This is a genomic window from Sphingomonas sp. P2_B6 (assembly GCF_056404755.1).
Genome location: NZ_JBFUDK010000001.1, coordinates 81,430 through 105,558 on the forward strand (window position 1 = coordinate 81,430; position 24,129 = coordinate 105,558).

27 protein-coding genes and 1 tRNA gene are annotated in these 24,129 nt (G+C 66.2%); 16 read left to right on the forward strand and 12 right to left on the reverse strand.

Features of this window, described 5'->3' with window-relative positions; translation table 11 throughout:
- Positions 1–63: 63 nt before the first annotated feature.
- Positions 64–1,263 carry a toxic anion resistance protein gene (locus tag AC1DX5_RS00415; RefSeq protein ID WP_478013713.1) on the forward strand — a complete coding sequence of 400 codons (1,200 nt, stop codon included), beginning with the start codon at positions 64–66 and terminating at the stop codon, positions 1,261–1,263.
- Positions 1,260–1,961 (forward strand): hypothetical protein, encoded by a 702-nt coding sequence (locus AC1DX5_RS00420; protein ID WP_478013714.1) that lies wholly within the window; start codon positions 1,260–1,262, stop codon positions 1,959–1,961. The genes AC1DX5_RS00415 and AC1DX5_RS00420 overlap by 4 nt, the downstream gene beginning before the upstream one ends.
- A 15-nt stretch (positions 1,962–1,976) precedes the next feature.
- Here the strand turns inward: AC1DX5_RS00420 and AC1DX5_RS00425 are convergent, their stop codons facing one another.
- From AC1DX5_RS00425 to AC1DX5_RS00440, 4 genes are all read right to left on the reverse strand, one after another.
- Positions 1,977–3,248, reverse strand: coding sequence for an aminotransferase class V-fold PLP-dependent enzyme (locus AC1DX5_RS00425; RefSeq protein WP_465175855.1), 1,272 nt, complete (start codon positions 3,246–3,248; stop codon positions 1,977–1,979).
- Positions 3,248–5,623, reverse strand: a complete 2,376-nt coding sequence (locus AC1DX5_RS00430; RefSeq protein WP_478013715.1) for a TonB-dependent receptor plug domain-containing protein — start codon at positions 5,621–5,623, stop codon at positions 3,248–3,250. The genes AC1DX5_RS00425 and AC1DX5_RS00430 overlap by 1 nt, the downstream gene beginning before the upstream one ends.
- A gap of 173 nt (positions 5,624–5,796) precedes the next feature.
- Positions 5,797–6,249 (reverse strand): group III truncated hemoglobin, encoded by a 453-nt coding sequence (locus tag AC1DX5_RS00435; RefSeq protein ID WP_465175853.1) that lies wholly within the window; start codon positions 6,247–6,249, stop codon positions 5,797–5,799.
- 127 nt (positions 6,250–6,376) lie between these two features.
- Positions 6,377–7,468 carry a glycoside hydrolase family 43 protein gene (locus tag AC1DX5_RS00440; RefSeq protein WP_465172073.1) on the reverse strand — a complete coding sequence of 364 codons (1,092 nt, stop codon included), beginning with the start codon at positions 7,466–7,468 and terminating at the stop codon, positions 6,377–6,379.
- A gap of 137 nt (positions 7,469–7,605) precedes the next feature.
- Here AC1DX5_RS00440 and AC1DX5_RS00445 point away from each other — a divergent pair, with 137 nt between their 5' ends.
- Together AC1DX5_RS00445 and AC1DX5_RS00450 are read left to right on the forward strand one after the other, a co-directional pair.
- Positions 7,606–8,712, forward strand: coding sequence for a DNA alkylation repair protein (locus tag AC1DX5_RS00445; protein ID WP_465175852.1), 1,107 nt, complete (start codon positions 7,606–7,608; stop codon positions 8,710–8,712).
- 6 nt (positions 8,713–8,718) lie between these two features.
- Positions 8,719–8,979 (forward strand): hypothetical protein, encoded by a 261-nt coding sequence (locus AC1DX5_RS00450; RefSeq protein WP_465172071.1) that lies wholly within the window; start codon positions 8,719–8,721, stop codon positions 8,977–8,979.
- Between the two features lie 56 nt (positions 8,980–9,035).
- Here the strand turns inward: AC1DX5_RS00450 and AC1DX5_RS00455 are convergent, their stop codons facing one another.
- Genes AC1DX5_RS00455 through AC1DX5_RS00470 form a run of 4 tightly spaced genes read right to left on the reverse strand, consistent with a single transcriptional unit; the run spans position 9,036 to position 12,605 of the window.
- Complete coding sequence (locus AC1DX5_RS00455; protein WP_465172070.1) at positions 9,036–9,830, reverse strand: 3'(2'),5'-bisphosphate nucleotidase CysQ; 795 nt, start codon at positions 9,828–9,830, stop codon at positions 9,036–9,038.
- Entirely contained in the window at positions 9,823–11,169 is a 1,347-nt protein-coding gene (locus AC1DX5_RS00460) for a TldD/PmbA family protein (protein ID WP_465172069.1), read from the reverse strand. The genes AC1DX5_RS00455 and AC1DX5_RS00460 overlap by 8 nt, the downstream gene beginning before the upstream one ends.
- 31 nt (positions 11,170–11,200) lie before the next feature.
- Entirely contained in the window at positions 11,201–12,145 is a 945-nt protein-coding gene (gene ubiA, locus AC1DX5_RS00465) for a 4-hydroxybenzoate octaprenyltransferase (protein WP_478013716.1), read from the reverse strand.
- A gap of 40 nt (positions 12,146–12,185) precedes the next feature.
- On the reverse strand, positions 12,186–12,605 hold the full coding sequence (locus AC1DX5_RS00470; protein ID WP_478013717.1) for a hypothetical protein: 420 nt from the start codon (positions 12,603–12,605) through the stop codon (positions 12,186–12,188).
- 102 nt (positions 12,606–12,707) lie between these two features.
- Between AC1DX5_RS00470 and AC1DX5_RS00475 the strand changes: the two genes are divergently transcribed.
- From AC1DX5_RS00475 to mtnA, 7 genes are all read left to right on the forward strand, one after another.
- The gene (locus AC1DX5_RS00475) at positions 12,708–13,457 is read left to right on the forward strand and encodes a 16S rRNA (uracil(1498)-N(3))-methyltransferase (RefSeq protein ID WP_478013718.1); all 750 of its coding nucleotides are present in this window, start codon (positions 12,708–12,710) and stop codon (positions 13,455–13,457) included.
- 32 nt (positions 13,458–13,489) lie between these two features.
- Entirely contained in the window at positions 13,490–14,863 is a 1,374-nt protein-coding gene (locus tag AC1DX5_RS00480; RefSeq protein WP_478013719.1) for a glutamate--cysteine ligase, read from the forward strand.
- A 216-nt stretch (positions 14,864–15,079) separates the two neighbouring features.
- Positions 15,080–15,153 (forward strand) — tRNA-Gly (locus AC1DX5_RS00485).
- 37 nt (positions 15,154–15,190) lie between these two features.
- Positions 15,191–15,808, forward strand: coding sequence for a methylthioribulose 1-phosphate dehydratase (mtnB, locus tag AC1DX5_RS00490; protein ID WP_478013720.1), 618 nt, complete (start codon positions 15,191–15,193; stop codon positions 15,806–15,808).
- Entirely contained in the window at positions 15,805–16,347 is a 543-nt protein-coding gene (locus AC1DX5_RS00495; RefSeq protein WP_478013721.1) for a 1,2-dihydroxy-3-keto-5-methylthiopentene dioxygenase, read from the forward strand. The genes mtnB and AC1DX5_RS00495 overlap by 4 nt, the downstream gene beginning before the upstream one ends.
- Positions 16,348–16,983 carry an acireductone synthase gene (gene mtnC, locus AC1DX5_RS00500; RefSeq protein ID WP_478013722.1) on the forward strand — a complete coding sequence of 212 codons (636 nt, stop codon included), beginning with the start codon at positions 16,348–16,350 and terminating at the stop codon, positions 16,981–16,983. It abuts the gene before it with no gap.
- A complete protein-coding gene (gene mtnA, locus AC1DX5_RS00505; RefSeq protein ID WP_478013723.1) occupies positions 16,980–18,017 on the forward strand; it encodes an S-methyl-5-thioribose-1-phosphate isomerase in 1,038 nt (345 codons plus the stop codon). Before mtnC ends, mtnA begins: the two co-directional genes overlap by 4 nt.
- Before the next feature lie 136 nt (positions 18,018–18,153).
- Here mtnA and AC1DX5_RS00510 read toward each other — a convergent pair whose 3' ends face one another.
- A complete protein-coding gene (locus AC1DX5_RS00510) occupies positions 18,154–19,296 on the reverse strand; it encodes an aminotransferase (RefSeq protein ID WP_465172060.1) in 1,143 nt (380 codons plus the stop codon).
- A gap of 160 nt (positions 19,297–19,456) precedes the next feature.
- Here AC1DX5_RS00510 and AC1DX5_RS00515 point away from each other — a divergent pair, with 160 nt between their 5' ends.
- The 5 genes from AC1DX5_RS00515 to AC1DX5_RS00535 all read left to right on the forward strand — a co-directional run bounded on the left by AC1DX5_RS00515 (position 19,457) and on the right by AC1DX5_RS00535 (position 22,433).
- The gene (locus AC1DX5_RS00515) at positions 19,457–20,386 is read left to right on the forward strand and encodes an HPr kinase/phosphorylase (protein WP_478013724.1); all 930 of its coding nucleotides are present in this window, start codon (positions 19,457–19,459) and stop codon (positions 20,384–20,386) included.
- On the forward strand, positions 20,383–21,291 hold the full coding sequence (locus tag AC1DX5_RS00520; protein ID WP_478013725.1) for a sulfotransferase domain-containing protein: 909 nt from the start codon (positions 20,383–20,385) through the stop codon (positions 21,289–21,291). The genes AC1DX5_RS00515 and AC1DX5_RS00520 overlap by 4 nt, the downstream gene beginning before the upstream one ends.
- Positions 21,288–21,551 (forward strand): PqqD family protein, encoded by a 264-nt coding sequence (locus AC1DX5_RS00525; RefSeq protein WP_465172057.1) that lies wholly within the window; start codon positions 21,288–21,290, stop codon positions 21,549–21,551. Before AC1DX5_RS00520 ends, AC1DX5_RS00525 begins: the two co-directional genes overlap by 4 nt.
- On the forward strand, positions 21,523–21,999 hold the full coding sequence (locus AC1DX5_RS00530; RefSeq protein ID WP_465172056.1) for a lasso peptide biosynthesis B2 protein: 477 nt from the start codon (positions 21,523–21,525) through the stop codon (positions 21,997–21,999). Before AC1DX5_RS00525 ends, AC1DX5_RS00530 begins: the two co-directional genes overlap by 29 nt.
- Before the next feature lie 131 nt (positions 22,000–22,130).
- Entirely contained in the window at positions 22,131–22,433 is a 303-nt protein-coding gene (locus tag AC1DX5_RS00535) for a DUF6916 family protein (protein WP_465172055.1), read from the forward strand.
- Between the two features lie 33 nt (positions 22,434–22,466).
- Here the strand turns inward: AC1DX5_RS00535 and AC1DX5_RS00540 are convergent, their stop codons facing one another.
- The 3 genes from AC1DX5_RS00540 to AC1DX5_RS00550 are packed head-to-tail and all read right to left on the reverse strand — an operon-like array spanning position 22,467 to position 24,113.
- Positions 22,467–23,000, reverse strand: a complete 534-nt coding sequence (locus AC1DX5_RS00540) for a GNAT family N-acetyltransferase (protein WP_465172054.1) — start codon at positions 22,998–23,000, stop codon at positions 22,467–22,469.
- Positions 23,001–23,013: 13 nt separating this feature from the next.
- Positions 23,014–23,562: a phage tail protein gene (locus AC1DX5_RS00545; RefSeq protein ID WP_465172053.1), complete on the reverse strand. Its 549-nt coding sequence runs from the start codon at positions 23,560–23,562 to the stop codon at positions 23,014–23,016.
- Positions 23,563–23,576: 14 nt separating this feature from the next.
- Complete coding sequence (locus tag AC1DX5_RS00550; protein WP_465172052.1) at positions 23,577–24,113, reverse strand: phage tail protein; 537 nt, start codon at positions 24,111–24,113, stop codon at positions 23,577–23,579.
- Positions 24,114–24,129 lie beyond the last annotated feature (16 nt).

Below are 24,129 nucleotides of genomic sequence, written 5' to 3' on the forward strand. Positions count from 1 at the left end.
ATGATACACTTGAAGCGCGTTCGAATCGCCGTCATCTAGGGCGGCGACTGCGTGGAGAGAGTGATGGCGACCCAGACTGACACCGCGACCACCGATCTGGTCCTGACCCCGCCCGACCCCGTGCCCGTGGTCGCGCCGGAAAAGGCCGTCGGCCTCGTGCCGGTGGACGATTCGAAGCGCACCCAGCTGCAGCAGCGGGTCGAGACCTTCGTCGAGGATCTGGTCGCGCAGGACGTGAACTCGCCCGAATTCGGCAAGCGCGTCGATGCGATCAGCGCGATGGGCCAGAAGGAGATCCGCGAGGCGGCCGGTCAGTCGAACCGCTTCCTCGACCGGCCGGTCAAGGCGATGAACCAGGAATCGGGCGTGGGCGCCGACCTGGCCGAACTGCGCCGCACGATCGAGGACCTCGATCCGGGCAAGCAGGGCAATCTGCTCGCGCCGAAGAAGCTGTTCGGGGTCATCCCGTTCGGCAACAAGATGCGCAATTATTTCGACGGCTATAAGAGCTCGCAGACTCACATCGCCTCGATCCTGAAGAGCCTGGGCAGCGGCAAGGACGAGCTGCTGATGGACAATGCGGCGATCGACGTCGAACGCGCGAACCTGTGGAACGCGATGGGCCGGCTCGAGCAGATGATCGTGCTGTCCAAGACGATGGACGAGAAGCTGGAGGACAAGGCCAACGAGCTCGACCATACCGACCCGGCCAAGGCCAAGGCGATCCGCGAGAGCGCGCTCTTCTATGTCCGCCAGCGCACCCAGGACCTGCTGACCCAGATGGCGGTGACGGTGCAGGGCTATCTCGCGCTCGACCTGGTCAAGAAGAACAATGTCGAGCTGGTGAAGGGCGTCGACCGCGCCTCCACCACCACGGTTTCCGCGCTGCGCACCGCAGTGACGGTGGCGCAGGCGCTGACCAACCAGAAGCTGGTGCTGGAGCAGATCACCGCGCTCAACACCACGACTGCCAACATCATCGATTCGACCGGCAAGCTGCTCAAGAGCCAGACCGCGACGATCCATGAGCAGGCGGCGAGTGCGACCATCCCGATCGAGACGCTGCAGCGTGCCTTCCAGAACATCTATGACACGATGGACGCGATCGACACCTTCAAGCTGAAGGCGCTGGATTCGATGAAGACCACGGTCAATGTGCTGGGCAACGAGGTCGAGAAGTCGAGGGGCTATATCGCCCGGGCGGAAGGCCAGGCGCAGAATTCGGGCAGCGGGGGCGAAACCTTCAAGCTGGAAGCCTTATGACCGATGTCGATCGCCAGATCGCCAGATCGACGCAGTTCCTCAACGAACGGCGCGACCAGGCGCTGCTGCAGCGCAAGCGGCGGCGGCGCGGCACCGGCCTGGCCAAGCGCGCCGGGCTGATCGTCACCGCCGACCTGGCGATCATCGTCGCGACGATCGTCTTCGGCTGGTTCTCGCCGATCGGCATGGGCGGGGCCCTGCTGGTTTTCGCCGCGCTGATCCTGGTGACGTTCCTGATCGCCTTCGTCTCGCTGGAAGCCCCGGTGGAGGCCGAGAAGCTGGTCGAGGTGCCGCTCAAGGCACTGCCGCGCAAGACCGAGCAATGGCTCGAGCAGCAGCGCCCGGCCCTGCCCGCCCCGGCCCAGACCCTGGTCGACGGGATCGGGGTGCAGCTCGACACGCTCGCGCCGCAGCTTGCCGCGCTCGACGAACGCGAGCCGGCGGCGGCGGAGATCCGCAAGTTGGTCGGCGAACAGCTGCCCGAGCTGATCCGCGATTATGCCAAGGTGCCGCAGCCGCTGCGCGGCGTGGAGCGCAACGGCAAGACTCCCGACACGCAACTGGCCGAAGGGCTGAAGGTGATCGAGCAGGAAATCGGCCAGATGTCGGCGCAGCTGGCCGAGGGCGATCTCAACCTGCTGGCGACACGCGGGCGGTTCCTGGAGATCAAGTACAAGGACGACGGGCTGGCGTCGTAATAGCCGACGGACCGGTTACCCGTCCCGGGCGGCCGCCACGACGCCGGGCAGTGCCCCGGCAAGGCGATCCACTTCTTCCATGCTGGTGAACAGCGCCGGCGTGACGCGCACGCACGCCCCGGCGGCGATCCCGTCGCGGTGAACCGTGAAGATGCGGTGCCGTTCGAGCAGATGCCGCGCGATGCGCATATTGCCCGCCGTATCGGTCACGCCCTTGACTCGAAAGGAAGTGATCGCCCCGTGCAGCGCGGGATCGTCGGGCGTCAGGACCTCGATGCCTGGCACGGTGCGCGCGCGGGCAACCCAGCGATTGCGTAACGCGCTCAGGCGATCGGCGCGGCGCTTGCCGCCGATCCTGGCCTGGAAAGCAAGCGCGGCGGGAACGGTGAGGCCGGCCGCGAAATCATAGGTGCCGAGATGGACCCGGCTGAAAAGATCGTCCTGTCCTTGTGCCGGATTCGCCGGATGGCGATCGATCCGGCCCAGCGCGCTTTCCCGGACATGCAGGAAAGCGACCCCGAGCGGCGCGCCGAGCCATTTGTGCCCGTTGATGCCGACAAAATCGCAATCGAGATCGGCAAGGCTGAAATCGAGCTGGCCCCAGCTGTGCGCGGCGTCGACGATCACGTCGATACCGCGCGATCGGGCAAGCGCCGCGATCTCCCGGACCGGCAGCACAAGGCCGGTGCGGTGGCTGAGATGCGTGAGCAGAATCAGCCTCAGCCGGGGATGCGCGGCCATTGCCTGCGCATAGGCATCGACCAGCGACGCGCGCGTCGCCGGTTCGGGCAGCGCTATACGCGCGACCTTGGCGCCGCGGCGGGCAGCCAGGCTTTCCATGCAGGCCTGCATGCTGTCGTAATCGAGATCGGCGTAGAGCACCGCATCGCCCGGCTGGAGACGGTTATAGCCGAGAATGAGCGTCTCCAGCGCCTCGGTCGCGTTGCGGGTGAAGACGAGTTCCTGTGGCTTCACCCCCATTGCGGCAGCGGCCTGATCCCGCGCCGCCATCATGTCGCGCGTCATTCCGCGCCGGGCATAATAGCTGGTATCCCGGTTCACCCGTGCGACCGTCTCCTGATAGGCCTGGAGCACCGGCCGCGCCATCATGCCCCAATTGCCGTTCTCGAGCTGGATCACATCCCTGGGCGGATCATATTCGGCGGCGATCGATCGCCAGAACGCGTCATCGTCCATGTCGGGCGGCACGGCGGCGCGGCCGGCGGCGACGACCGCGGGCAGCACGAGGCCACCCGCGATCACGGACCGGCGACGAATGCCGCCCATCAGAAACGCAGCCCGACCCGGGCATAATATTGCCCGCCATCCGTGTCATAGGGGGCGTTGCGCGAATAGATCAGGCCACGATTGGCCTGGTTGGTGGCTTCATCCGGATAGGTGTCGAAAATGTTCTCCGCCCCCACACGCAGCGATATGTTCCGGGTCATCTTGAACGAGATCGCGGCGTCGAACAACGCAGTCGAACCGAAGCGCTGGAACAGCTCGCCCGTGGCGTTGCCCGTGACGTCCGTCCAGGCACCGTAATAACGCCCGCGCACCATCAGCCCGACCGGGCCGATCGTATAGTTCAGCGTGCCGGTGGCGTTGTGCTGCGGCAGCCGCTCCTGAAAGATGCGCCGTTGCGTCTCGTTGGGGATCGAGGCGCTGGTGCCGCCGCGCACGCGCGTCTGATTGTAGTTGTAGGCAAGCGCCACATTGACCCGGCCGGGCCCAATATCCCGGATATAGCCCAGGACCACGTCGATGCCGCGGGTGCGCGTATCGAAATCATTGGTGAAATAGCTGACTGAAGTGAAGCGATCCGGGTTCGGGAAGGACGCCGGCACGGCAAAGGTCGCCGACTGGCCGAAGCGATCGTCCAGCTCGATCTGATAGAGGTCGATACTGGCGCTGAGACCGCCGGTCTGCGCCGTCAGGCCTGCGGTCAGCGTGCGCGATTTTTCCGGCGTGAGCGGTTTTGCCCCGAGCGCGAGCGCCAGCGGATCGTTGGGCGAAAGGCGACCCTGGTTGAACACCTGCAGCGTGCGCGTGTCGAGCCCCTGAGTCACCTGGCGGGTGTTGAGCTGCGCCGGGGTCGGCGCGCGGAAGCCAGTCGAATAGGTGATGCGCGCCGCGAGCCCGTGCATCGGCTCGATCCGCCCGGCGAGCTTGTAGGTGAAGGTATCCCCGAACGCCGAGAAATCCTCGTAACGGCCGGCTGCGCCGAGCGTCACTATCTCGACCGGCTTCCATTCGAGATCGAGATAGCCGGCATAGCTGCGCTGGCTCCATGCGCCCGACTGAGTCGGGCTGAAACCGGGAAAGCCGTTCGAGTTGGGGGCAAGCCCGGTCTGGGCGCCCGGGCCGACGGCGTAGGATGCGGGATCGCCCGGCGACACCCGATATGTCTCCACGCGGCGTTCGCCACCAAAGGCGATATTGACCGGATCGTCCGTGCCGACGGGCAGGCGATAGACGAAGTCGGCGTTGAGGTTGACCTCGCGCTGCTGGAGACGGCCGAGATAGAAGCCGGTTGGGCTGTTCGGCCCAAGCGAGGCATTCAGGCTCTCGTTGAGCGTATAGTCGATGCGGCTGCGGCCCAGCGAGGCACTCAGATCATAATGGAAGCGATCGCTCGCGTCGCCGCGAAGGCCGGCGACCGACTGATAGTCGCTATAATCGGTGCCGAAGCGCGGGGTGAAACCGGTCGGATAGATCGTGTTGAACGAAAAGCCGGGAAAGGCGGAGCTCGCGCCATAGACGCTGGCGGTGCCGACCGGGTTGCGCCAGTTGAAATCGGTCACGCCCTCGCCCTGCTGGGCGGTGCCGAAGACATAGAAGGTCGCGCCCTCGGCAAGGTCGTAATGGCCATTGACCGCCCCGCTGATCCGCTCCTGTTGCGGCTGGCCCCAGCGCTGTACCGGGTTGGGCACGTGAAGCTGGGGATTGGCTGCCTGAAAGGCGATCGCATCCGGCCGCTGGCGCGTGCGCGAGGTGGGTTCCTGCCGGTCGAACTGACCGGTGAAGGCGATGGCGCCACGATCGCCGAGCGCGATCCCGGCGTGGATGCCCCACTGATATTCATTCCCGTCCCCGGCATAATAGCGCGAGACCTGCCCGTACGCGTCCATCCCGGGGGCTTCGTCGAGGATGATGTTGATGACGCCGGCAATGGCATCCGACCCATATTGCGCCGATGCGCCATCGCGCAGCACCTCGATCCGGCCGATGCCCGCGCTGGGGATGCTGGCGAGATCGGGCGACTGAGCGCCGCGCGTGCCGAGCAGCGCGGAGCGATGATAGCGTTTGCCGTTGACCAGCACGAGCGTCTGGTCGGCGGAAAGGCCGCGCAGCGTCGCGGGACGGACAAAGGCCTGGCCATCGGCGGCGGGCAGGCGCTGGACGTTGAACGAGGGAAGCAGCTGCGCGAGCGTGTCGTTCAGATCGCCCGACACGCTTGATTCGACCGTCGCGCGGGACAGGACATCGACCGGCGCAAGGGTCGAAAACTGGCTGCGCGCGCGATCGCGCGTGCCGGTGACGACGACCTGATCCGCCTCGGCCGGGGTGTCGGCCGCCGCCGTATCGACGGATTGGGCCAGGGCGACAGGCGCGCAGACGACGTGCAGCGCGATCACCGCGCTGCCGAGCAGAAGCTTCATCAATATCCCTTTTGTTTTTTCAGCGACCCGATTGTGCCGGTGGCTGCGCCGCTAGGCGCTGGCGATGACCCGGGCGTTGCGGATCGAGGTCATGCCGATGACAGCGCAACGTCGCTTTGCAGTCATGGCGTAGGCGCGAGGGTCGTCGAGAAGACGGAGCGTAGTGCGACGCGTTACGACGCGGACGGTGCGGAGATCGCGGCCAGCCCGCCCTGTTGGATGCGGATTCCCATCAGCAGGCTTTCGCCGATCCGCCACGCCGCTTCGCGAAACCGTTCGGCGACCGCCAGGCTGGGCGCGAGGCCGTCAAGCGTTTCGCCCCAGAGCGCCTGCCAGCGCGCGAAATGCATCTCGTCGAGCCCGGCGATGGCGATGTGCTTGCGCATCGGATTGCCGCTGTAGCGCCCGGATTCGAGCATGATCGAGGCCCAGAAATCCTTCATGCGCGCGAGATGGTGGGGCCAGTCGGCGATCCGTTCGGCGAAGATCGGGCCGAGCAAGGCGTCCTCGCGGATGGCGTCATAGAAATTCTCGACCAGGCGCGAAATGAAGAGGTCGTCGATCCCGGACCGCAGCGCATCGGCCATCTTTCGCGCCCGCACCTGCTCGGCGTGGTTGGTCGTCATATCATGCGGTCCGAATTCGATGTAGTCACCAATGCGATGTAAGTGCGCCGGCGCCCCGATCCAGCGTCTGACCGGAATCAAATGCCGGATCTCCTGCTGCCTTCACGAGCCGCGCTACGCGCCCTGCTCACTTCACAAACGGATCGATCGTCCTGATCGTCCCGTCGTCATTATAGTGAAGCTCGGTCACCTTGACGTTGCGCAGTCGGGTGTCGCCGCCGGACAGCTGGCTGTCGGCATAGAAGAGCCACCAGCGGCCGTCCTTTTCGACGATCGAGTGATGAGTCGTCCAGCCGAGCACCGGCTCCAGGATGCGCCCCTGATAGGTGAAGGGGCCATAGGGCGAATCGCCGATGGCATAGACCAGATAGTGGGTGTTCCCGGTCGAATAGCTGAAATAATATTTGCCCTTGTACCTGTGCATCCACGACGCCTCGAAGAAGCGGCGGTCATGGTCGCCACCGAGCAGCGGCTTGCCCTGCTGGTCGAGGATCACGACGTCGCGCGGCGCCTCGGCGAACTCCGTCATGCCCGGCGCGAGCTTCGCGATCCGGGGGCTGAGCGCCGGCTTGTCGGGGGTGCCGGCATCGGTCTTCGAGCCGTTCGGATCATAGGTGCCGGTGGTGTTGCGCTGAAGCTGGCCGCCCCAGATACCGCCGAAATACATATAGCTCTGGCCGTCATCATCGGTGAACACGGCCGGATCGATCGAGAAACTGCCCTTGATCGGCTGCGGGTTGGCCTTGAACGGGCCGGCCGGCGATTTCGAGGTCGCGACACCGATGCGGAACGCGCCGGCTTTGTCCTTGGCCGGGAAATAGAGATAATAGGTGCCGTCCTTGTACGCCGCGTCGGGCGCCCACATCTGCTTGTCGGCCCATGGCACGTCCTTCACGTCGAGCGCGACCGGATGCACCGTCACCGGGCCGCCGACCCGGTCCATGCTCAGCACGCGATAGTCGCGCATCTCGAAATGGCTGCCGAGATCGTCCTGCGGCGTCGGGCCGTTGATGTCGTGGCTGGGATAGACATAGATCCTGCCGTTCCACACATGCGCCGACGGATCGGCGGTGTAGATGTCGCGCACCAGGGGCTGGGACAGGAAATGGCGCCCGTCCGGAGCCCTGGGCGCCTCGGGCGACTCCTGCGCCGCTGCGACCGAGCCGGTGGTGCCGGCGATCAGCAATGCTGACAAAAGGGCGTTGATCGGCAGTCCCATGGTCGTTCCTCTCCCGAAGCCGGTATCGGCGTTACCGCTAACACTAGATCGGGAGAGACGCCTCTGGCAATTCTCCAACCGCTGGTGGTCGAGCGCTGGCGCGCCTATGGGGCAAGCATGATGGAGAGCGTAGGGGCATGACCAGCGAGACGGCGACGCCCGCGCTGCTGAAGGACATTCTCGGACCCCGGGCGCTGACCGTGATCGCCGACGCCGGTGCGCAGGTTTCCCCGCGCTTCGATCGTGCGGCCTTTCTCGACGCGGCGTCGACGGGGCTGGATGCGCTGTCGATCATGGAACGGGTGCGCCATGTCGCCGATGCCCTGCGGATCGCCCTGCCGGCCGACTATGCCGAAGCGGTGACGATCGTCCGCGCCATGGCACCCCGGCTGACTCATGGATTCCAGGCGGTCGCGGTGACCGAGTTCGTCGCGCGGCACGGGCTCGGCGATGTCGCGCCTTCAATGGAAGCGCTGGCCGACCTGACCCGTTTCGGCACCGCCGAATTCGCGATTCGGCCATTCCTGGCGCAGGACAGCGCCGGGACGCTTGCCGTGATGCTGGCGTGGAGCGGCCATCAAGACGAGCATGTCCGGCGGCTCGCCAGTGAAGGCAGCCGGCCGAGGCTGCCCTGGGCGGGGCGGGTGCCGGCGCTGAAGGCCGATCCGACACTGGCCGCGCCCATTCTCGAGGCGCTGAAGCGCGATCCCAGCGCCTATGTGCGCAAGTCGGTCGCCAACCATCTGAACGACATCGCCAAGGATCGGCCGGACTGGCTGGTCGACCGGCTGGCGACATGGCCGGCGGACGACGCCCGCACCATTTGGATCATCCGCCATGCGCTGCGGACCCTGATCAAGCAGGGCGATCCGCGCGCGCTGGCGCTGATCGGGGTGGGGCATGGTGCCGCAGTCGACGTGTCGGGCTTTGCGGTTGCGCCGGGGACGGTGCGGCTTGGCGACGCGGTCACCATCGCTGCCGATGTGAGGTCGATGGCTGCCGAGGCGCAGCGGCTGGTGGTGGATTACCGCCTGCATTACGCCCGGGCGGGTGGGAAGAGCGCCGCCAAGGTGTTCAAGCTTCGCACGTTCGACCTTGGCGCCGGCGAGACGGTCGCCCTGAGCATTCGGCAGACGATCAAGGATTTCAGCACGCGGCGGCATCATCCGGGCACGCATGAGGTCGAGCTGATCGTCAACGGACGGACCATGGCACGTACGGCGTTCGAGCTGCTGGCGGGCTGAGCACAGGTGGCGAAGAAGAAATATCTGCTGACCGCGACCCTGCCCGACGGCTACGTCAAGACGATCGGGCCGACCGCGACCGAATTCACCCATTATTGGCGGATCGTCGCACGTCTGGGCAACGGCAAGACCGAGGTTTTCTGGGGCCATAGCAAGTCATTGGCCGAGGCGAAGAAGACGCGCGCCCTTGCGGCCGAGGCAGGCGCCAGTCGCGGCTGGGTGAGCCATGATGTCGACATCGTCGAGCTGGTGCGGACGCCGGGATAGCGGCGTTCGGAGCGTTTCGATTTAGGCAGCGCCATTCCACCTCCCCTGCTGGGGGATTATTTGATGGCCAGCGTCTTCGCTCGATCGGCCAGGCGGTCGACCGCGGCGGCATGGATGCCCGGAGTCGTCGCCAGCACGCCGAACGCCTGCGCGCTGGGAGTATTGAAAAACAGCGGCTTGCCGAACGCGTCGCTGACCGTGGCCCCCGCCTCGGCCGCGATCAGCACGGCGGCGGCGACATCCCATTCATAGCCCCAGCGCAAGGTCGCCACGAGATCCGCCTCGCCCGCCGCGACCATCGCGATGCGGAGCGCGATCGAATTGGGCTTGGCCACCGCGACCAGATCGCTGTCGACCTTGGGCAAGGTATCGGTCGGCACACGCGCGCCGGAGAAGACCGCCCGGTTGCCGGCGCGGATCGGGAAACCGTTGAGCGTCGCGCCCTTGCCTGCCTCGGCCCGCCAGATCTCGCCCCGCGCTGGCGCGTCGAGCACGCCGATCAGCGGCTGGCCATCCTCGACCAGCGCGATCGAGACGGCCCAGCCTTCCCGCCCGCGCACATAATCGCGGGTGCCGTCGATCGGATCGACCACCCACAGGCGCGACTGGGACAGGCGATCGGCATTGTCGACCGTCTCCTCCGACAGCCAGCCGGCATCGGGCACCAGCGCCGAGAGGCGTTGGTGCAGCAGCGCGTCGACCTCCAGATCGACCTCGCACACCGGATTGCCCGGGCTCTTTTCCCATTGCCGGAATTCGGTGCGCCACTTGGCCAGCGCCACCGCGCCGGCTTCGGCAGCGATTGCCGCAATGGCGTCGGCCAGATCCCCGGTGCCGGGACGATCAGCCACTCGCCACCGTCATGCCCTCGATGCGCAGAGTCGGCACGTTGGTGCCGTAGCGGAATTCGAGATCATTTGCGGGGGTGAGGTTGAGGAACATGTCCTTCAGATTGCCCGCGATGGTGAATTCGGCGACGGGCGTCGTGATCTCGCCGTCCTCGATCAGGAAACCGGCCGCGCCGCGGCTGTAGTCGCCGGTCACGCCATTGACGCCCATGCCGATCAACTCCGTCACGAACACGCCGCGTTTGATGTCGGCGATCAGCGTCTCGGGCGGCATCGCGCCGGCGCACATATGCATGTTGCTGGTCGACACGCCCGGGCTGCCGCCGGCACCGCGACTGGCATGGCCGGTCGGCTCCAGCCCGAGCTGGCGGGCGGAGGCGCTGTCGAGCAGCCAGGTTTCGAGCATGCCGTGCGAGACGAACTCGACGGGCGACACGGGGAGGCCCTCGCCGTCGAACGGGCGCGAGCGCAGGCCCTGCGGCCGGTGCGGGTCGTCGCAGATGGTGACGCCGCTCGAAAATATCTGGGTGCCGAGCGCGTCGAGCAGAAAGCTGGTCTTGCGCGAGATCGCCTGCCCGGAGATCGCGCCGACCAGATGGCCGAGCATGCTCGATCCGACGCGCGGATCGAACACCACCGGCATCGCGCCGCTGGCGAGCCGGCCGGGGTTGAGCCGGGCGACCGCACGCTCGCCGGCGCGCGTGCCGATCGACAGCGCGTCCTCCAGCTTGTGCCGATGGCGGGCGGAATGATGGGCATAGTCGCGGACCATGTCGCCGCCCGATCCGGCAAGCACGCTGGCCGACAGGCCATAGCCGGTCGCGGCATAGGCGCCGGCGAATCCGTGGCTGGTGGCGAGCGCCCAGACCGAACGCGACGCGCTGGCGCCGCCGCCTTCGCTGTTCGACACGCCCGCGACGGCACGCGCCGCATCCTCGGCGGCGAGCGCGGCTTCCTTCAGCGCCTCGGGCGAGACAATACCGCCATCGTCGAGATCGAGCTGCGGCGGGGCGCCGTGCAGCAGGCGATTCTCCGGCGCGAGGCCGGCCCAGGCATCCTCGGGCGCCTCGCGCGCCATGGCGACGGCGCGTTCGGCGAGCGTGGTGATCGCGGCGGACGACAGGTCCGAGGTGGAGACGCTGGCCGAACGGCGGCCGACGAACACGCGCAGCCCAAGCTCGGCATTTTCGGAACGGCCGACATCCTCGAGCGCGCCGAGGCGGATCGACACGTCGAGCGAGGTATCGTCGACGAACACGGCATCGGCGGCGTCGGCTCCGGCGGCCTTGGCGCGGGCGACGATGTCCTGAGCGCGGTCTCGCGCCTGATCTGGAGTAAGCATCGAGCGGACTTAGGGAGGACCGCCGCGAAGGTCAAAGCGCTGACGATACGCCCACGACAAAACAGGCGGCAAAGACGAGGAAACCGGCGAATCGGTTCGAGCGGAATCGCGCCAATGCGTTGTCGCCGTCATTCGCGCTGAGCGTCGCGACCTGCCAGGCGAAATGGAGCGCGACCGGGAGCAGGGCGAGCAGCGCGAGCGGATCGGGCCGGACCTGCCAGAAGGACGCCGCCCAGAAACCGAGCGCGAGCAGATAAAGGATCGCCACGCCCTCGCGCACCCGGCTGCCCATGCGGCGCGCGGACGAGCGGATGCCGACCAGCGTGTCATCCTCCTTGTCCTGGATCGCATAGATGGTGTCATAGCCGACCACCCAGGCGATGGTGCCGGCATAGAGCAGCACCATCGCGGCGACGAGATTCCACCAGTGCATCTCGAACATCGTCGGTTCGGCCGCCGCGAAGCCGACCACCGCGCCCGAGCCGAACACCAGCCCGAGCCAGAGCTGCGGCCACCAGGTGATCCGTTTCATGAAGGGATAGATTGCGACGATCGGCAGGGTCAGCAGCGCCAGCCCCTTGGCGTAGAGGTTGATATGCCACCACACCGCGAAACCGATCGCGACAAGCACCAGCAGCCAGATCCACGCCGCGCGCACCGACACGCGGCCGCTCGGTAACGGGCGGTTGCGGGTGCGCTCGACGCTCGCGTCCAGCTCGCGGTCCGTGATGTCGTTATAGACGCAGCCCGCGCCGCGCATCGCGATCGCGCCGATCAGCAGCCACAGCAGCAGCCACCAGTCGCCCAGCCGGTTGCCCGACAGCGCCACGCCCCAGGCACAGGGCCAGTAGAGCAGCCACCAGCCGATCGGCCGGTCGAACCGGGCAAGCAGCGCATAGGGGCGGGCCATGGGCGGCAGGAGCCCGACAAAGCCGCGATGCTCGGTGTCGGGGACGATCTCGGGCGCAAGGGTCATGGCCCGTCTGTAGCCCCGCGCGCGCGGGCGGCAATCCGTCTTAGCGTGATGGCGCCTCGTCGGTTTCGGCCGGAGCTGCCTCGTTCGACGCGGACGCGGGGCGATCGACGGTCTTTTCCGGGGCATGTTCGACGACGGAAATGGGCGCAGCCTGCGACTTGCCAAGTTGTCGAGTCCAGGGATTCATGCCGATGCAATATCCCGACATATTGCCACAATGGCGGAGTTCGCCGGTGTTGCTGTCGACGATCACGATGACGATCTGATCGTCCGAGACGGTCGCGGTCGCCTTGTCGGCAGGTTTGTCCGCCGCGCTCATCTTGGTCCAGGTGCGGTCGGCAGGATAAAGGCCGACGCCCGAGTATCGGCCAGACGGCGCGTGCGTGGTCCCATCGACTCGAGGCCCGCAACCGCCAAGAGCCATAACAGTGACGAGCACGGCAAACGACGACGCCTTCATGCATTCTCTCCCGCCCATTACTGAAAGCATATCATGATAGGGGATATTACAGAACACGCCCCGGGGTGACGGAAGAAGCGACGGGGGCTAGTGATGCCCATCATGCCCGCAACCCCCGCCTGGCCGCCGCAATCGACTCCGCGACTCTTCGTCGAGACGCCGCTTCGCGAGGGCGCGCAGCTGCGCGTCGAGGGTGCGCAGGCACATTATCTGCTGTCGGTGATGCGCACGAAACCGGGCGACCCGGTCAAGCTGTTCGACGGCGAGAGCGGCGAATGGCTGGGCATTGCCGCGACCGTCAGCAAGCGCGACCTGCTGCTCGACGTGACCGCGCATCTGCGCGAGCGCGAGCCAGTGCCCGATCTGTGGCTGTGCGTCGCGCCGCTGAAAAAGGGGCGGATAGACTGGATGGCGGAAAAGGCCTGCGAGCTGGGCACGGCGCGGCTGGTGCCGGTGCTGACCCGGCGCACGGTGGTCGACCGGCTCAACCTCGACCGGCTGCGCGCGCATATGATCGAGGCGGCCGAGCAATGCGGGCGAACCGCGGTACCGGACCTGGCTGAGACGGTGAAGTTGCCGGCTTTGCTGCGCGACTGGCCGGCGGGGCGGGCACTGTTCTTCGCCGACGAGACCGGCGGCGTGCCCGCGCTGGAGGCGATGCGGGCGCACCAGGGGCCGGCGGCGATCCTGATCGGGCCCGAGGGTGGCTTCGACGCGGAGGAGCGGGAGGCGATTCGGGCCATGCCCGATGCGGTCGGGATCGGGCTGGGCCCGCGCATCCTGCGGGCCGATACGGCAGCGGCGGCGGCGGTGAGCCTGTGGATGGCGGCGGCGGGGGACTGGTCCCTCTAGCGTCGGACCGTCGCCCTCGCTAAAGCGCCGCCATGAGCACGAAGACCGTTTCAAAGAGCAACGCAGCGGTCATCGAACACCGCGACCAGCTGGTCCAGAGCTTCGCCCGGGGCGAGAAGCCGGTCGATCGCTGGCGGATCGGCACCGAGCACGAGAAGTTCGTCTATTCCCTCTCCGACCATCACGCGCCGAGCTATGACGAGCCGGGCGGCATTCGCGATCTGCTCGACGGGCTGACCGAGTTCGGCTGGCGTCCGGTCGAGGAAGGCGGCAAGGTCATCGCGCTGGCCGGCCCCGACGGTGCGATCAGCCTGGAGCCCGCCGGCCAGTTCGAGCTCTCCGGCGCGCCGCTCGACAATCTGCACGAGACCTGCGCCGAGACCGGCCGCCACCTGGAACAGGTCAAGGCGATCGGCGACAAGTTCGGCATCGGCTTCCTCGGCATGGGCATGTGGCCGGACAAGACCCGCGCCGAGCTGCCGATAATGCCCAAGGGCCGCTACGCGATCATGCTGCGGCACATGCCGCGCGTCGGCACGATGGGCCTCGACATGATGCTCAGGACCTGCACCATCCAGGTCAATCTCGATTACGAAACCGAAGCCGACATGGCGAAGAAGTTCCGGGTCGGCCTCGCGCTGCAGCCGCTGGCGACGGCGTTGTTCGCCAACTCGCCCTTCACCGAGGGCAAGCCCAACGGCATGCTCTCGTACCGCAGCCATATCTGGTCGGACACCGATCCCGCGCGAACCGGCATGCTGCCTTTCGTGTTCGAGGACGGCTTCGGTTATGATCGCTACACCGAGTACGCGCTCGATGTGCCGATGTACTTTGTCTACCGCGACGGTCGCTATATCGACGCGGCGGGGTTGAGCTTTCGCGATTTCCTGAAGGGCGAGCTGTCGGTGCTGCCGGGCGAGCTGCCCACGCTCGACGACTGGAACGACCATCTCTCCACCGCCTTTCCCGAAGTGCGGCTGAAGACCTTCCTCGAGATGCGCGGCGCCGATGGCGGGCCCTGGGGCCGGATCTGCGCCCTGCCCGCTCTGTGGGTCGGGCTGCTCTATGACGGTACCGCGCTCGATGCGGCATGGGATGTGGTGAAGCATTGGACGATCGAGGAGCGCCAGGCGTTGCGCGATGCGGTGCCGAAGCTGGCGCTCGATGCGCCGATCCCCGGGGGCGGCAAGCTGCGCGATATCGCGGGCGAAGTGCTCGACATCGCCAATGGCGGCCTTGCGGCGCGCGCGCGCTTCGACGCCTCGGGCAGCAACGAGACGGGCTTCCTCGATCCGTTGCGCGAGATCGTACGCTCGGGCAAGGTGCCGGCGCAGGTGCTGCTCGACAAATATCATGGGCCCTGGGGCGGCGATGTCTCGAAGGTCTATGACGAGATGCGGTTCTAACGTACTGGAGCCGAAGTTCGTTTGATCATTATTTGAATTCCGTCATGCTGAACTTGTTTCAGCATCCAATGTGCAACAACCAATACCGCCGCTTGTGGAGCGTTGGATGCTGAAACAAGTTCAGCATGACGGCAATTTTGTAATCGTACGAACTTCGGAGTCAGGACACCAGGACGGCTTGCGCCCGCCGGCCCTTGCCGGTAATTCGCCCTCAGCGCGGGTATAGCACAATGGTAGTGCAGCAGCCTTCCAAGCTGAATACGCGGGTTCGATTCCCGCTACCCGCTCCATTTTTTCCTTGAGGGACGCGCGTCCATGGCGGTCAGCATGCTTGACGCAAGGGCTGCGATCGTCGCGGTCGGGCGCTGGCTCGACGGCAAGGGCTGGGCCCCCGCGACCGCCGGCAATTATTCGATGCGGCTGGACGATGGCAGCTTCGCGGTGACCGTGTCGGGGCGGCACAAGGGGCGGCTGACCGAGGACGATGTGATGCGCGTCGATGCGGCCGGCGCGTCGCTCGACGGCAAGAAGCCGTCGGCCGAGACCGCGCTGCACCTCGCGCTCTATCGCGACTTTCCCGATGCAGGCGCCGTGTTGCACAGCCATTCGCCCGCCGCGGTCGGGCTGAGCCGCGCCTTTCCCGATCTCCACGGCTACACCCTCGCCGGACATGAGATGCTGAAGGCGCTGCCCGGCATCCTGACGCACGAGGCGAGCATCAGCCTGCCGATCGTCGACAACAGCCAGGACATGGCCGTGATCGATGCCGCAATGGCGCCGCGATTGCTGGCGCCGGGCGCGGTGCCGGCCTATCTTATCCGCAGCCACGGCCTGTACGGCTGGGGCCGCGACATGGCCGAGGCGGAGCGGGTGATCGAGGCGGTCGAATGGATGATCGCCGCCGAGCTGGCCGAGGCGGGTTTCCGCAGAGGGAGCGAAGCATGAGCCATTTGCAGGTGTTCGACGAGCAGGACGGCACCGCCCCGCTGCTCGACACATCGGACGGCGAGACGATCGCCGCCGAGCTGGCCACGATCGGGGTGCGGTTCGAGCGCTGGCCGACGCGTCCCCTGCCCGATGCAGCGGCGATCCTCGAGGTCTATGCGCCGGAGATCGAGACGCTGAAGGCCGAGGCCGGTTACCAGTCGGTCGACGTGGTGGCGCTCGCGCCCGACCATCCCGACCGCGCAACGCTGCGCGGGAAATTCCTGTCTGAACATACCCATGGCGAGGACGAGGTACGCTTCTTCGTCGATGGCGAGGGGCTGTTCACGCTGCATGAGGGCGGGCGGGTGTTCAACATGCTGTGCACCAAAGGCGATCTGATCTCGGTGCCCGCCGGCATGAAGCACTGGTTCGACATGGGCCCTGCCCCGCGCTTCACCGCGATCCGGCTGTTCGTCAATCCGGACGGCTGGGTCGCGAGCTTCACGGGCGACAGCATCGCCGATCGCTTTCCGCGCCACGAACCTGCACTCGCCTGAATGCCGCAGGCGATCCTGACGGATATCGAGGGCACCACCTCGAGCATCGCCTTCGTGGCGGAAACGCTGTTCCCCTATGCGCGCGAGCGGTTGCCGGCGTTCGTCGCAGCGCACCCCGATGCGGCCGCGCCGATCCTCGCAGAGGTGGCGGCGGCGGAACCGGGCGATCCGGTCGCGACCCTGACGCGCTGGATCGACGAGGATCGCAAGGCGACGCCGCTCAAGACGTTGCAGGGCATGATCTGGGAGGACGGCTATCGCGAGGGCGCGTTCACCGGCCATATCTATGATGATGCAGTGGCGGCGCTACGGCGCTGGCACGCGGCGGGGATCGCCCTCTACATATTCTCGTCGGGCTCGGTCGCAGCACAGAAACTGCTGTTCGGGCATAGCGACGCCGGCGATCTGACGCCGCTCTTCTCGGGTTATTTCGACACCACCACCGGGCCGAAGCGCGAAGCAGCGTCCTATGCCGCGATCGCCGGCGCGATCGGGCTCGAACCGGGCGACATCCTGTTCCTGTCGGATACGCCGCAGGAAATCGCCGCCGCGCGCGCGGCCGGCATGCAGGCCCTGCTGATCGATCGCGACGGCGGCACGGGCGACATCGCCAATTTCGGGGACATCACGGCATGAAGCTCGACGGCGCGCACCAGCGATCGATCCGGCGCACCGGGGACGGGCGCGGCGCCTGCATCATGGATCAGCGCGAATTGCCGTGGAAGATCGTCTGGGTCGAATTGCGCAGCGCCGCCGAGGCCGAGCGCGCGATCCGCGAGATGTGGACGCGCGGCGCGCCGCTGATCGGGGCGACCGCGGCCTATGGCCTGGCGATGGCGCTGGCCGAGGACGGGTCCGACGACGCGCTCGACGCCGCCTATGCGACCCTGCTCGCCGCACGGCCGACCGCGGTCAATCTGCGCTGGGCGCTCGACAAGCTGGTCGAGACGGTGCGCCCCCTGCCCCCGGCCGAGCGCGCCGCCGCTGCCTTTGCGCGCGCCGATGCGATCTGCGACGAGGATGTCGAGCTCAACCGCGCGATCGGCGAGCATGGGCTCGAACTCTTCCGCGACCTGCACGCAAAGAATCCGGATCGTCCGCTCAACATCCTGACTCATTGCAATGCCGGCTGGCTGGCGACCGTCGATTACGGCACCGCGACAGCGCCGATCTACCTCGCGCATGACGCCGGCATTCCGGTGCATGTCTGGGTCGACGAGACGCGCCCGCGCAACCAGGGCGCCCTTCTCACCGCGTTCGAGCTGGCCGGGCACGGCGTGCCGCATACGGTAATCGCCGACAATGCCGGCGGGCATTTGATGATGCAGGGCCAGGTCGATGCCGTGATCGTCGGTACCGACCGCGTCACCGTCAATGGCGATGTGTGCAACAAGATCGGGACGTATCTGAAGGCGCTGGCGGCGAAGGACAATGACGTGCCCTTCTATGTGGCGCTGCCCTATACGACCTTCGATGCGGGGACGGCCACCGGCGCCGACATCCCGATCGAGGAACGCAGCGCCGACGAGGTGACTCATGTCACGGGCGAAGGCGGCAGCATCCGCGTGACGGCGTCAGGCGCAGCCAATCCAGCCTTCGACGTGACGCCGGCGCGGCTGGTCACCGGCTACCTCACCGAGCGTGGTCTGTTGGAAAAAGTGGACGATTAATGTCACTCTTTCCAACAGAAGGCCGATTTCCGCATCTCAGGTAATAAACTGATAAATAAGTATTTATTTATAGTCGTCACATCATGTCGGTGCGCAAAATGCGATAGGGGCATGACAAAAGTCCGCGCCGAAATGCTCACGGTCGCCTGACCATCCGCTCCAGCGCAGCATCCAGCGTCGCATCCTGCTTGGCGAAGCACAGCCGCACCACGCTCGTCACCGCATCCTTCGCGTAAAAGGCCGAGAACGGCACCGACACCACCCCGGCCTCCTCGATCAGCCAGTTGCAGAAGGTGACATCATCCATGTTCACGCCCGAGCGCGGCAGGTCGATCGCGAGGAAATAGGTCGCCGCGCTGGGCAGCACGGCGTAGCCGAGTTTCTCCAGGCCCGAGGCGAGGCGGTCGCGCGAGCGCTGATAGCCGGCGCGCATCTGGGTGAAATAGGCGGGATCCTTGCCCAGCCCGTACGCCGCGCCCGTCTGGAGGTTGGGCGGCGTGGTGAAGGTGAGGAACTGGTGCGCCTTGGCCAGCACCTGCGCGATCGGCGGCGCGGCGCACATCCAGCCGACCTTCCAGCCGGTCAGCGAGAAGATCTTGCCGGCCGACCCGATCTTGACCGTCCGCTCGCGCATGCCCGGATAGGCGATCAGCGGGCGGTGCGCGGCGCCGTCGAACACGACATGCTCCCACACCTCGTCGCAGATCGCGATCGCATCATGGCTCACGCAGAACTCGGCGAGCAGCGACAACTCCGCCTCCGTCATCATCGTGGCAGTGGGGTTGAGCGGATTGTTGAGGATCAGCAGTTTCGTGCGCGGACCTGAAACGGCCGCCAGCGCCTCGGCGGTGATGCGCCATGCGGGCGGCTCGAGCCGGACCAGCTTCGCCACGCCGCCCGCACGTTCGACCAGCGGGAGATAGGCGTCGTAGAGCGGCTGGAACATCACCACTTCGTCGCCCGGCGCGACCAGCGCGAGGATCGCGGCGGCCAGTGCCTCGGTCGCACCCGAGGTGACGATCACTTCCTGGGAAACGAGATCGAGGCCCTGATGCACGGCATAATGATCGGCAACCGCCTGGCGCAGCGCCGCGGTGCCGGGCATCGGCGGATACTGGTTCGAGTCCTCGAGCAGCGCCCGGGCCGCCTCGGCAAGGACGTCCTCCGGCCCGCGGCCATCCGGGAAGCCCTGGCCGAGATTGATCGCGCCGGTCTCCCGCGCACGGGCCGACATAGCCTCGAAGATGGTGGTGCCGAGCGACGCGTAGATCGGGTTCATCGCGCCTCCATGCCGCAGCACGCGGCGGCGCGCCAGTATTTGCCCGGCGCGACTCGGCGAAATCGCTGTCCAATGGTTGCGGCACGGGCAGCTATCGATCAGAACGCGTGCAGTGTCGCCGCGGCCATTGTCCCGCCGACGAGATGTCAGGGGTGCGCTTTTGTTTTCCTATCTGGTTTCGGGCCTTAACGTTGCCAGCGAGCTCGCCCTGCCGGGCCTGATCGCGCTGGAACCGGACACCCTCCAGGGTGCCGACGTTACGATCCGCGCCGGTGACGTGCCCTCGGCGCTCGCCGATGCCGAGACCAGCGGGGTGAACTGGCAGATCTCCGGGGACCGGTTCCTGTTCGACATTCCGGGCGTGGTGCGGATCCTGCTGACCGGCGGACGCGAGATTCTGTTCGCGCTGGCGGACGGCAGCTCGATCGAAGAAGCGACGATCTTCATCAGCAGTACGGGATTCGGCATCCTGCTGCACCAGCGCGGCCGCATCGTGCTGCATGCGAGCGCGGTGCGTGTGCGCGATTCCGCGGTGCTGTTCTGCGGCCCCTCCGGCGCGGGCAAATCGACTCTCGCGGCCGCCCTTGTCGATGCCGGATACGATCTGGTCACCGATGATTTCTGCGGCATCGCGACCGACGCCGATGGCAGGCCCTGGGTCGAACCGGACGGGCGGCAGCTGAAGCTGTGGCAGAATTCGATCGACCGGCTCTCGCTGAGCGCGCGCCGCGCCGCGCCGGTGCGCCCGGCGATCCAGAAATATTATGTCGAGCCGCGCGCCGCGACCGCCGCCGCGCTGCCGCTATCGGCCATCTATGTGCTGCGCGAAGCGCGCCCGCCGCACGTGCCCGGAATCGCGCGGCCCAACATCGTCGATGGCGGGCTGATGGTGCGCAACAATGCCTATCGCCCCGCGATGGTCCGGCGCATGGCGCAGGCCGATCTCTATTTCCAGGCAGCGGCAACCATCTCGCAACGCGCGGGCGTGTTCACGCTGACGCGCGAGATGGACTTCACTCAGATGCCGGTGGTGATGGACTGGCTCGAGGGACATTGGCGCGAGCTCGGCCTGCTGGAGCGCGCCGCTTGAAGAAGAATTTCTGGCTCGCCTCCTATCCGAAATCGGGCAACACCTGGTTCCGGTTGCTGGTCGCGAACCTGCGGCAGGATGCGCCGGTCGATATCAACGACCTGCCGCATCAGGGGGGCATCGCCAGCGCGCGCGCCTGGTTCGACAATGCGATGCTGTTCCCTTCGGGCCTGCTGACCCACGAAGAATGCGACCGGTTGCGGCCGCGGGTCTATGCGTCGATCGCACAGGGCGGCGAGGAACAAGCTGAGGACCGGGAAGCGACGATCGGCGGCGTCCGCTTCATGAAGACCCATGATGCCTGGACCTATACCAGCGACGGCGAGCCGCTGCTGGGTGGGCTGAAAGGGGCTGACGGCGCGATCCTGATCGTGCGCGATCCACGCGATGTCGCGCCGAGCCTGGCGAATCATGGTACGAAGTCGATCGACGACTCGATCCAGTTCATGAGCAAGGCCGACGCCAGTTTCGGCGGCGAGCGTGATCGGCAGCCCAGCCAGCTTCGCCAGCAATTGCCGGGCTGGAGCGGTTATAATCACAGCTGGCTCGACCAGGCCGACTTGCCGCTCCATCTCGTACGCTACGAGGATCTCCAGGCCGATGCGGGCGGCATCTTCCGCACGGCGCTCGCCTTTGCCGGTGTCGACGTATCGGCGGAGGAGGCAGCCCAGGCGGCGCGCTTCGCCGATTTCGACGAACTCAGGAAGCAGGAACTCGAACGCGGATTCCGGGAGGCGCCGCGTGCGCGACCGGGTGGCGGTTTCTTCCGGCGCGGCGTATCAGGCGCATGGCATGATGAACTCACGCCGGATCAGGTCGCCCGGATCGAGACCGACCATGCGGCGATGATGAAACGGTTGGGTTATCCATTGTCGGGTGCGGGTGAAGAAAGGATCGCGAGTTGATCGAGCGGAAGGGAGACTGGCTCAGCGCGCGCGTGGGCGACGAGATTATGATGATGAGCCCCGAGCACGGCAAATATATCGGCATGAACGAAGTCGGCGCGCGCATCTGGGAGCTGATCGAGACGCCCGCCGACATCGCCACGGTCTGTGCGGCGCTGGTGCGCGAGTTCGAGGTGTCGCCCGAGGATTGCGAGGCCGAGGTGGGCAGTTTTCTGGCGGAGATGGAGAAGCATGGCGCCGTCGCGATCGATCACGCATAAGCTCCGCACCGCGCTGACGCTCGGACCGCGGCGCCAACTGCTGGTGGCCGAAGCGTCGGCGAGCATGCTCGCGGCGCGCGTGACGCTGGCGATCTTTCCGTTCCGACGCATCGCCAGGGGGCTCGGTGCCTTTGTGCCGCCGAACGATCCGCGCGTCGCGATTCAGGCCCAGGGTGTTGGCGAGGAACAGGCGCGCATCGCCAAGGAGGTCGGCTGGGCGGTGCGGGCCAGCGCGCCGTGGATGCCGTTCCGGTCCGTCTGCCTGCAACAGGCGATGGCCGCGCATGCGATGCTGCGCCGGCGCGGCATTGCCAGCGTGATGCATTTCGGCGCGGGCAAGAGCGACGCGAAGCCGATCGACGCTCATGCCTGGCTCGATGCCGCGGGGGTGAAGGTCACCGGCTATCCGGTGGCGCCGCATTTCGCCGAATTGGGCTGCTTCGTCTGATTCTGCCAGCACAGCCAAAACGGTTGTATCGCACGTTGGGGCCGATTGCCGCCCGCTTGATTGTACTGGGCGCTTGGGGCACTCAATCATCATCACACGGCGGGGGATCGCCGGATCGAGCGGAGTGCCAGATGGCGGACATGGTTGTCGAAACGAAGGAATTTGAGGATTTCGAGCCGCATGTCGGCACGAATTTTTCGATCGTGGCAGAGGGCCTGCCGCCGCTCGAGCTCGTGCTGGAAGAGGCCAAGGCGCTGAAGGCCAGTGCGCAGGATAGCCGCCCTCCGTTTCAGCTCATGTTCCGTCGCGCCGGCGAGGTCTTGCCGCAAGGCATGTACCAGTTCCGCCATGACGACATGGGGGATCTCGTCATCTTCATCGTGCCGACGGGCGAGAACGAGACCGGCGTGGAGTATTGCGCAACATTCAACTGAGCGACGCTCGCCGGTCGTCACCGCGACCGGCGTTCACGCGACCGGTGCGTCGGCGCTCCAGCGCATTTCCAGATAGACTTCCATATCCTCGAACTCCCTGAAGCCAAGGCGGCGATACCAGGCAAGGGCGGGATTGAACTTCTCGACGAAGATATCGATGTCCTTGCCCGCGGCGCGGGCAGTGTCCATCAGCGCTTCGAGGATTGCCGTCCCGACGCCCTTGCCGCGCCATTCGGGCATCATCACGATGTCGATGATGCGGAACTGACCAGAGACTTCCTGGAGGTACAACCTGCCCGCAGCTATGCCGTTCTGTTCGATCACATCGAACCATGTATCGGCGTAATGGGTGCGATAATGCAGCCGCTGCAGCTCGAACTGCTGCGCAACGAACGCCCATTTCTGGTCCGCGGTCCACGGCGTCTGCTCGAGCTCAGCCATGCGTGTGGTAGCGAAGAGCTGCATCAGGAAGACGGTGTCGTCTTCCGTCTCCGGACGCAGACGATAGCCTTCTGCAAGCAGGGCCGCCGGCAGGACGAATGCCGACGGCCCCTTGTCCTGTGTCACCGAATCAGTCCGATCAGTTGCGCGGCGGGAAAATGCCTCGCAGCGCGACGCAGTAATTCAGCGTCAAATAGGGCTGTCGGTTTTCATGCGGCAGGTTGCCGCCGTTGAAACCGATCGCCGTTGGCGCGAAGTTTACCAGCGTCCCGGGCGTTATCGGAGGAGCCGTATAGGCGAAGCCAGGTCCCGAAGCCGAAAGAAAGGCGTTGCTCGCCGGAGTTCCCACTGTCTGCGCCTGGTTCGAAGGATTAGGCGAGGCGAACGTCACGCCATGATTGTGGGCCGGCATCTCGGTCGTCAGGAGCGTTTCCGTCGTCGTGCCGGCGACTTCGCCCAGTACATAGGGAGAGAGCCCCGGGCCGTTACCCTGGCCGACCGGCGCGATACCGATCATGTTCGGCAAGGCGAAGTTCGACGTGCCATTGCCGCCATAGGTAGTGCCAAGGAGGGAAAACAAGGCAGTGTTCTGCTGGATAGGGAGGATCTGCCCCGCCGCGAATGCCCAGCCCACCGGTGGGAAGTTGAAAGCAAAGATCCTGATCTCGCCAATATATGGTGCCGTCACGGTCTCTCTCCGAATTAGTTGCGGCTGGGGAAAACGCCTTCCAGCGCAATGATAAAGTTGATGGCCATGATCGGCATCAAATTATTGTGCGGCTGGCTGCCACCTGTCGCGCTGATGCTGTTGGGGTTCAACGCACCCTGCTTGAGCGGATTCGCCCCGGGGATCGCGTAAATCTCGGCGGTGCCGACGAGCGTGGCCGGGAACGACGTGTTGGTGGGTGCGGGCTGATTTGCCGTCGCGGTCGTCGCAGAAAGCGAGTGGCTGTGGGCGGGCATCTGCGTCACCGCCAGTGTAACGGTTTCGGTTCCCGCCATCTGACCGATGACATAGTTTGAAAGGCCTGGCCCCTGGCCCTGGTTGATCGGCAGGCGCCCGCGCATGTCGGGAAGGCCGAAGGTAGTGATGCCATCGCCGCCATAAGTCGTTCCGAGCAAGGCATAGAGCGCATCGTTCTGCGCGATAGGCAGCAGTTGCCCCGCGCAGAAAGCCCAGCCGCGCGGGTTGAAATTGCCCGCAAACATTCTGATTTCACCAAGAAAGGGATTGCTCATTTCGTCCTCCGTGCCG

Coding starts and splice junctions, on each gene's coding strand:
- AC1DX5_RS00415 (WP_478013713.1), top strand. CDS start 64: ATGGCGACCCAGACTGACACCGCGACCACCGATCTGGTCCTGACCCCG.
- AC1DX5_RS00460 (WP_465172069.1), bottom strand. CDS start 11,169: ATGCTTACTCCAGATCAGGCGCGAGACCGCGCTCAGGACATCGTCGCC.
- mtnA (WP_478013723.1), top strand. CDS start 16,980: ATGAAGCTCGACGGCGCGCACCAGCGATCGATCCGGCGCACCGGGGAC.
- ubiA (WP_478013716.1), bottom strand. CDS start 12,145: ATGACCCTTGCGCCCGAGATCGTCCCCGACACCGAGCATCGCGGCTTT.
- mtnC (WP_478013722.1), top strand. CDS start 16,348: ATGCCGCAGGCGATCCTGACGGATATCGAGGGCACCACCTCGAGCATC.
- AC1DX5_RS00550 (WP_465172052.1), bottom strand. CDS start 24,113: ATGAGCAATCCCTTTCTTGGTGAAATCAGAATGTTTGCGGGCAATTTC.
- AC1DX5_RS00480 (WP_478013719.1), top strand. CDS start 13,490: ATGAGCACGAAGACCGTTTCAAAGAGCAACGCAGCGGTCATCGAACAC.
- AC1DX5_RS00495 (WP_478013721.1), top strand. CDS start 15,805: ATGAGCCATTTGCAGGTGTTCGACGAGCAGGACGGCACCGCCCCGCTG.
- AC1DX5_RS00535 (WP_465172055.1), top strand. CDS start 22,131: ATGGCGGACATGGTTGTCGAAACGAAGGAATTTGAGGATTTCGAGCCG.
- AC1DX5_RS00475 (WP_478013718.1), top strand. CDS start 12,708: ATGCCCGCAACCCCCGCCTGGCCGCCGCAATCGACTCCGCGACTCTTC.
- AC1DX5_RS00510 (WP_465172060.1), bottom strand. CDS start 19,296: ATGAACCCGATCTACGCGTCGCTCGGCACCACCATCTTCGAGGCTATG.
- AC1DX5_RS00445 (WP_465175852.1), top strand. CDS start 7,606: ATGACCAGCGAGACGGCGACGCCCGCGCTGCTGAAGGACATTCTCGGA.
- AC1DX5_RS00430 (WP_478013715.1), bottom strand. CDS start 5,623: ATGAAGCTTCTGCTCGGCAGCGCGGTGATCGCGCTGCACGTCGTCTGC.
- AC1DX5_RS00425 (WP_465175855.1), bottom strand. CDS start 3,248: ATGGGCGGCATTCGTCGCCGGTCCGTGATCGCGGGTGGCCTCGTGCTG.
- AC1DX5_RS00470 (WP_478013717.1), bottom strand. CDS start 12,605: ATGAAGGCGTCGTCGTTTGCCGTGCTCGTCACTGTTATGGCTCTTGGC.
- AC1DX5_RS00420 (WP_478013714.1), top strand. CDS start 1,260: ATGACCGATGTCGATCGCCAGATCGCCAGATCGACGCAGTTCCTCAAC.
- AC1DX5_RS00440 (WP_465172073.1), bottom strand. CDS start 7,468: ATGGGACTGCCGATCAACGCCCTTTTGTCAGCATTGCTGATCGCCGGC.
- AC1DX5_RS00530 (WP_465172056.1), top strand. CDS start 21,523: ATGGCGCCGTCGCGATCGATCACGCATAAGCTCCGCACCGCGCTGACG.
- AC1DX5_RS00435 (WP_465175853.1), bottom strand. CDS start 6,249: ATGACGACCAACCACGCCGAGCAGGTGCGGGCGCGAAAGATGGCCGAT.
- mtnB (WP_478013720.1), top strand. CDS start 15,191: ATGCTTGACGCAAGGGCTGCGATCGTCGCGGTCGGGCGCTGGCTCGAC.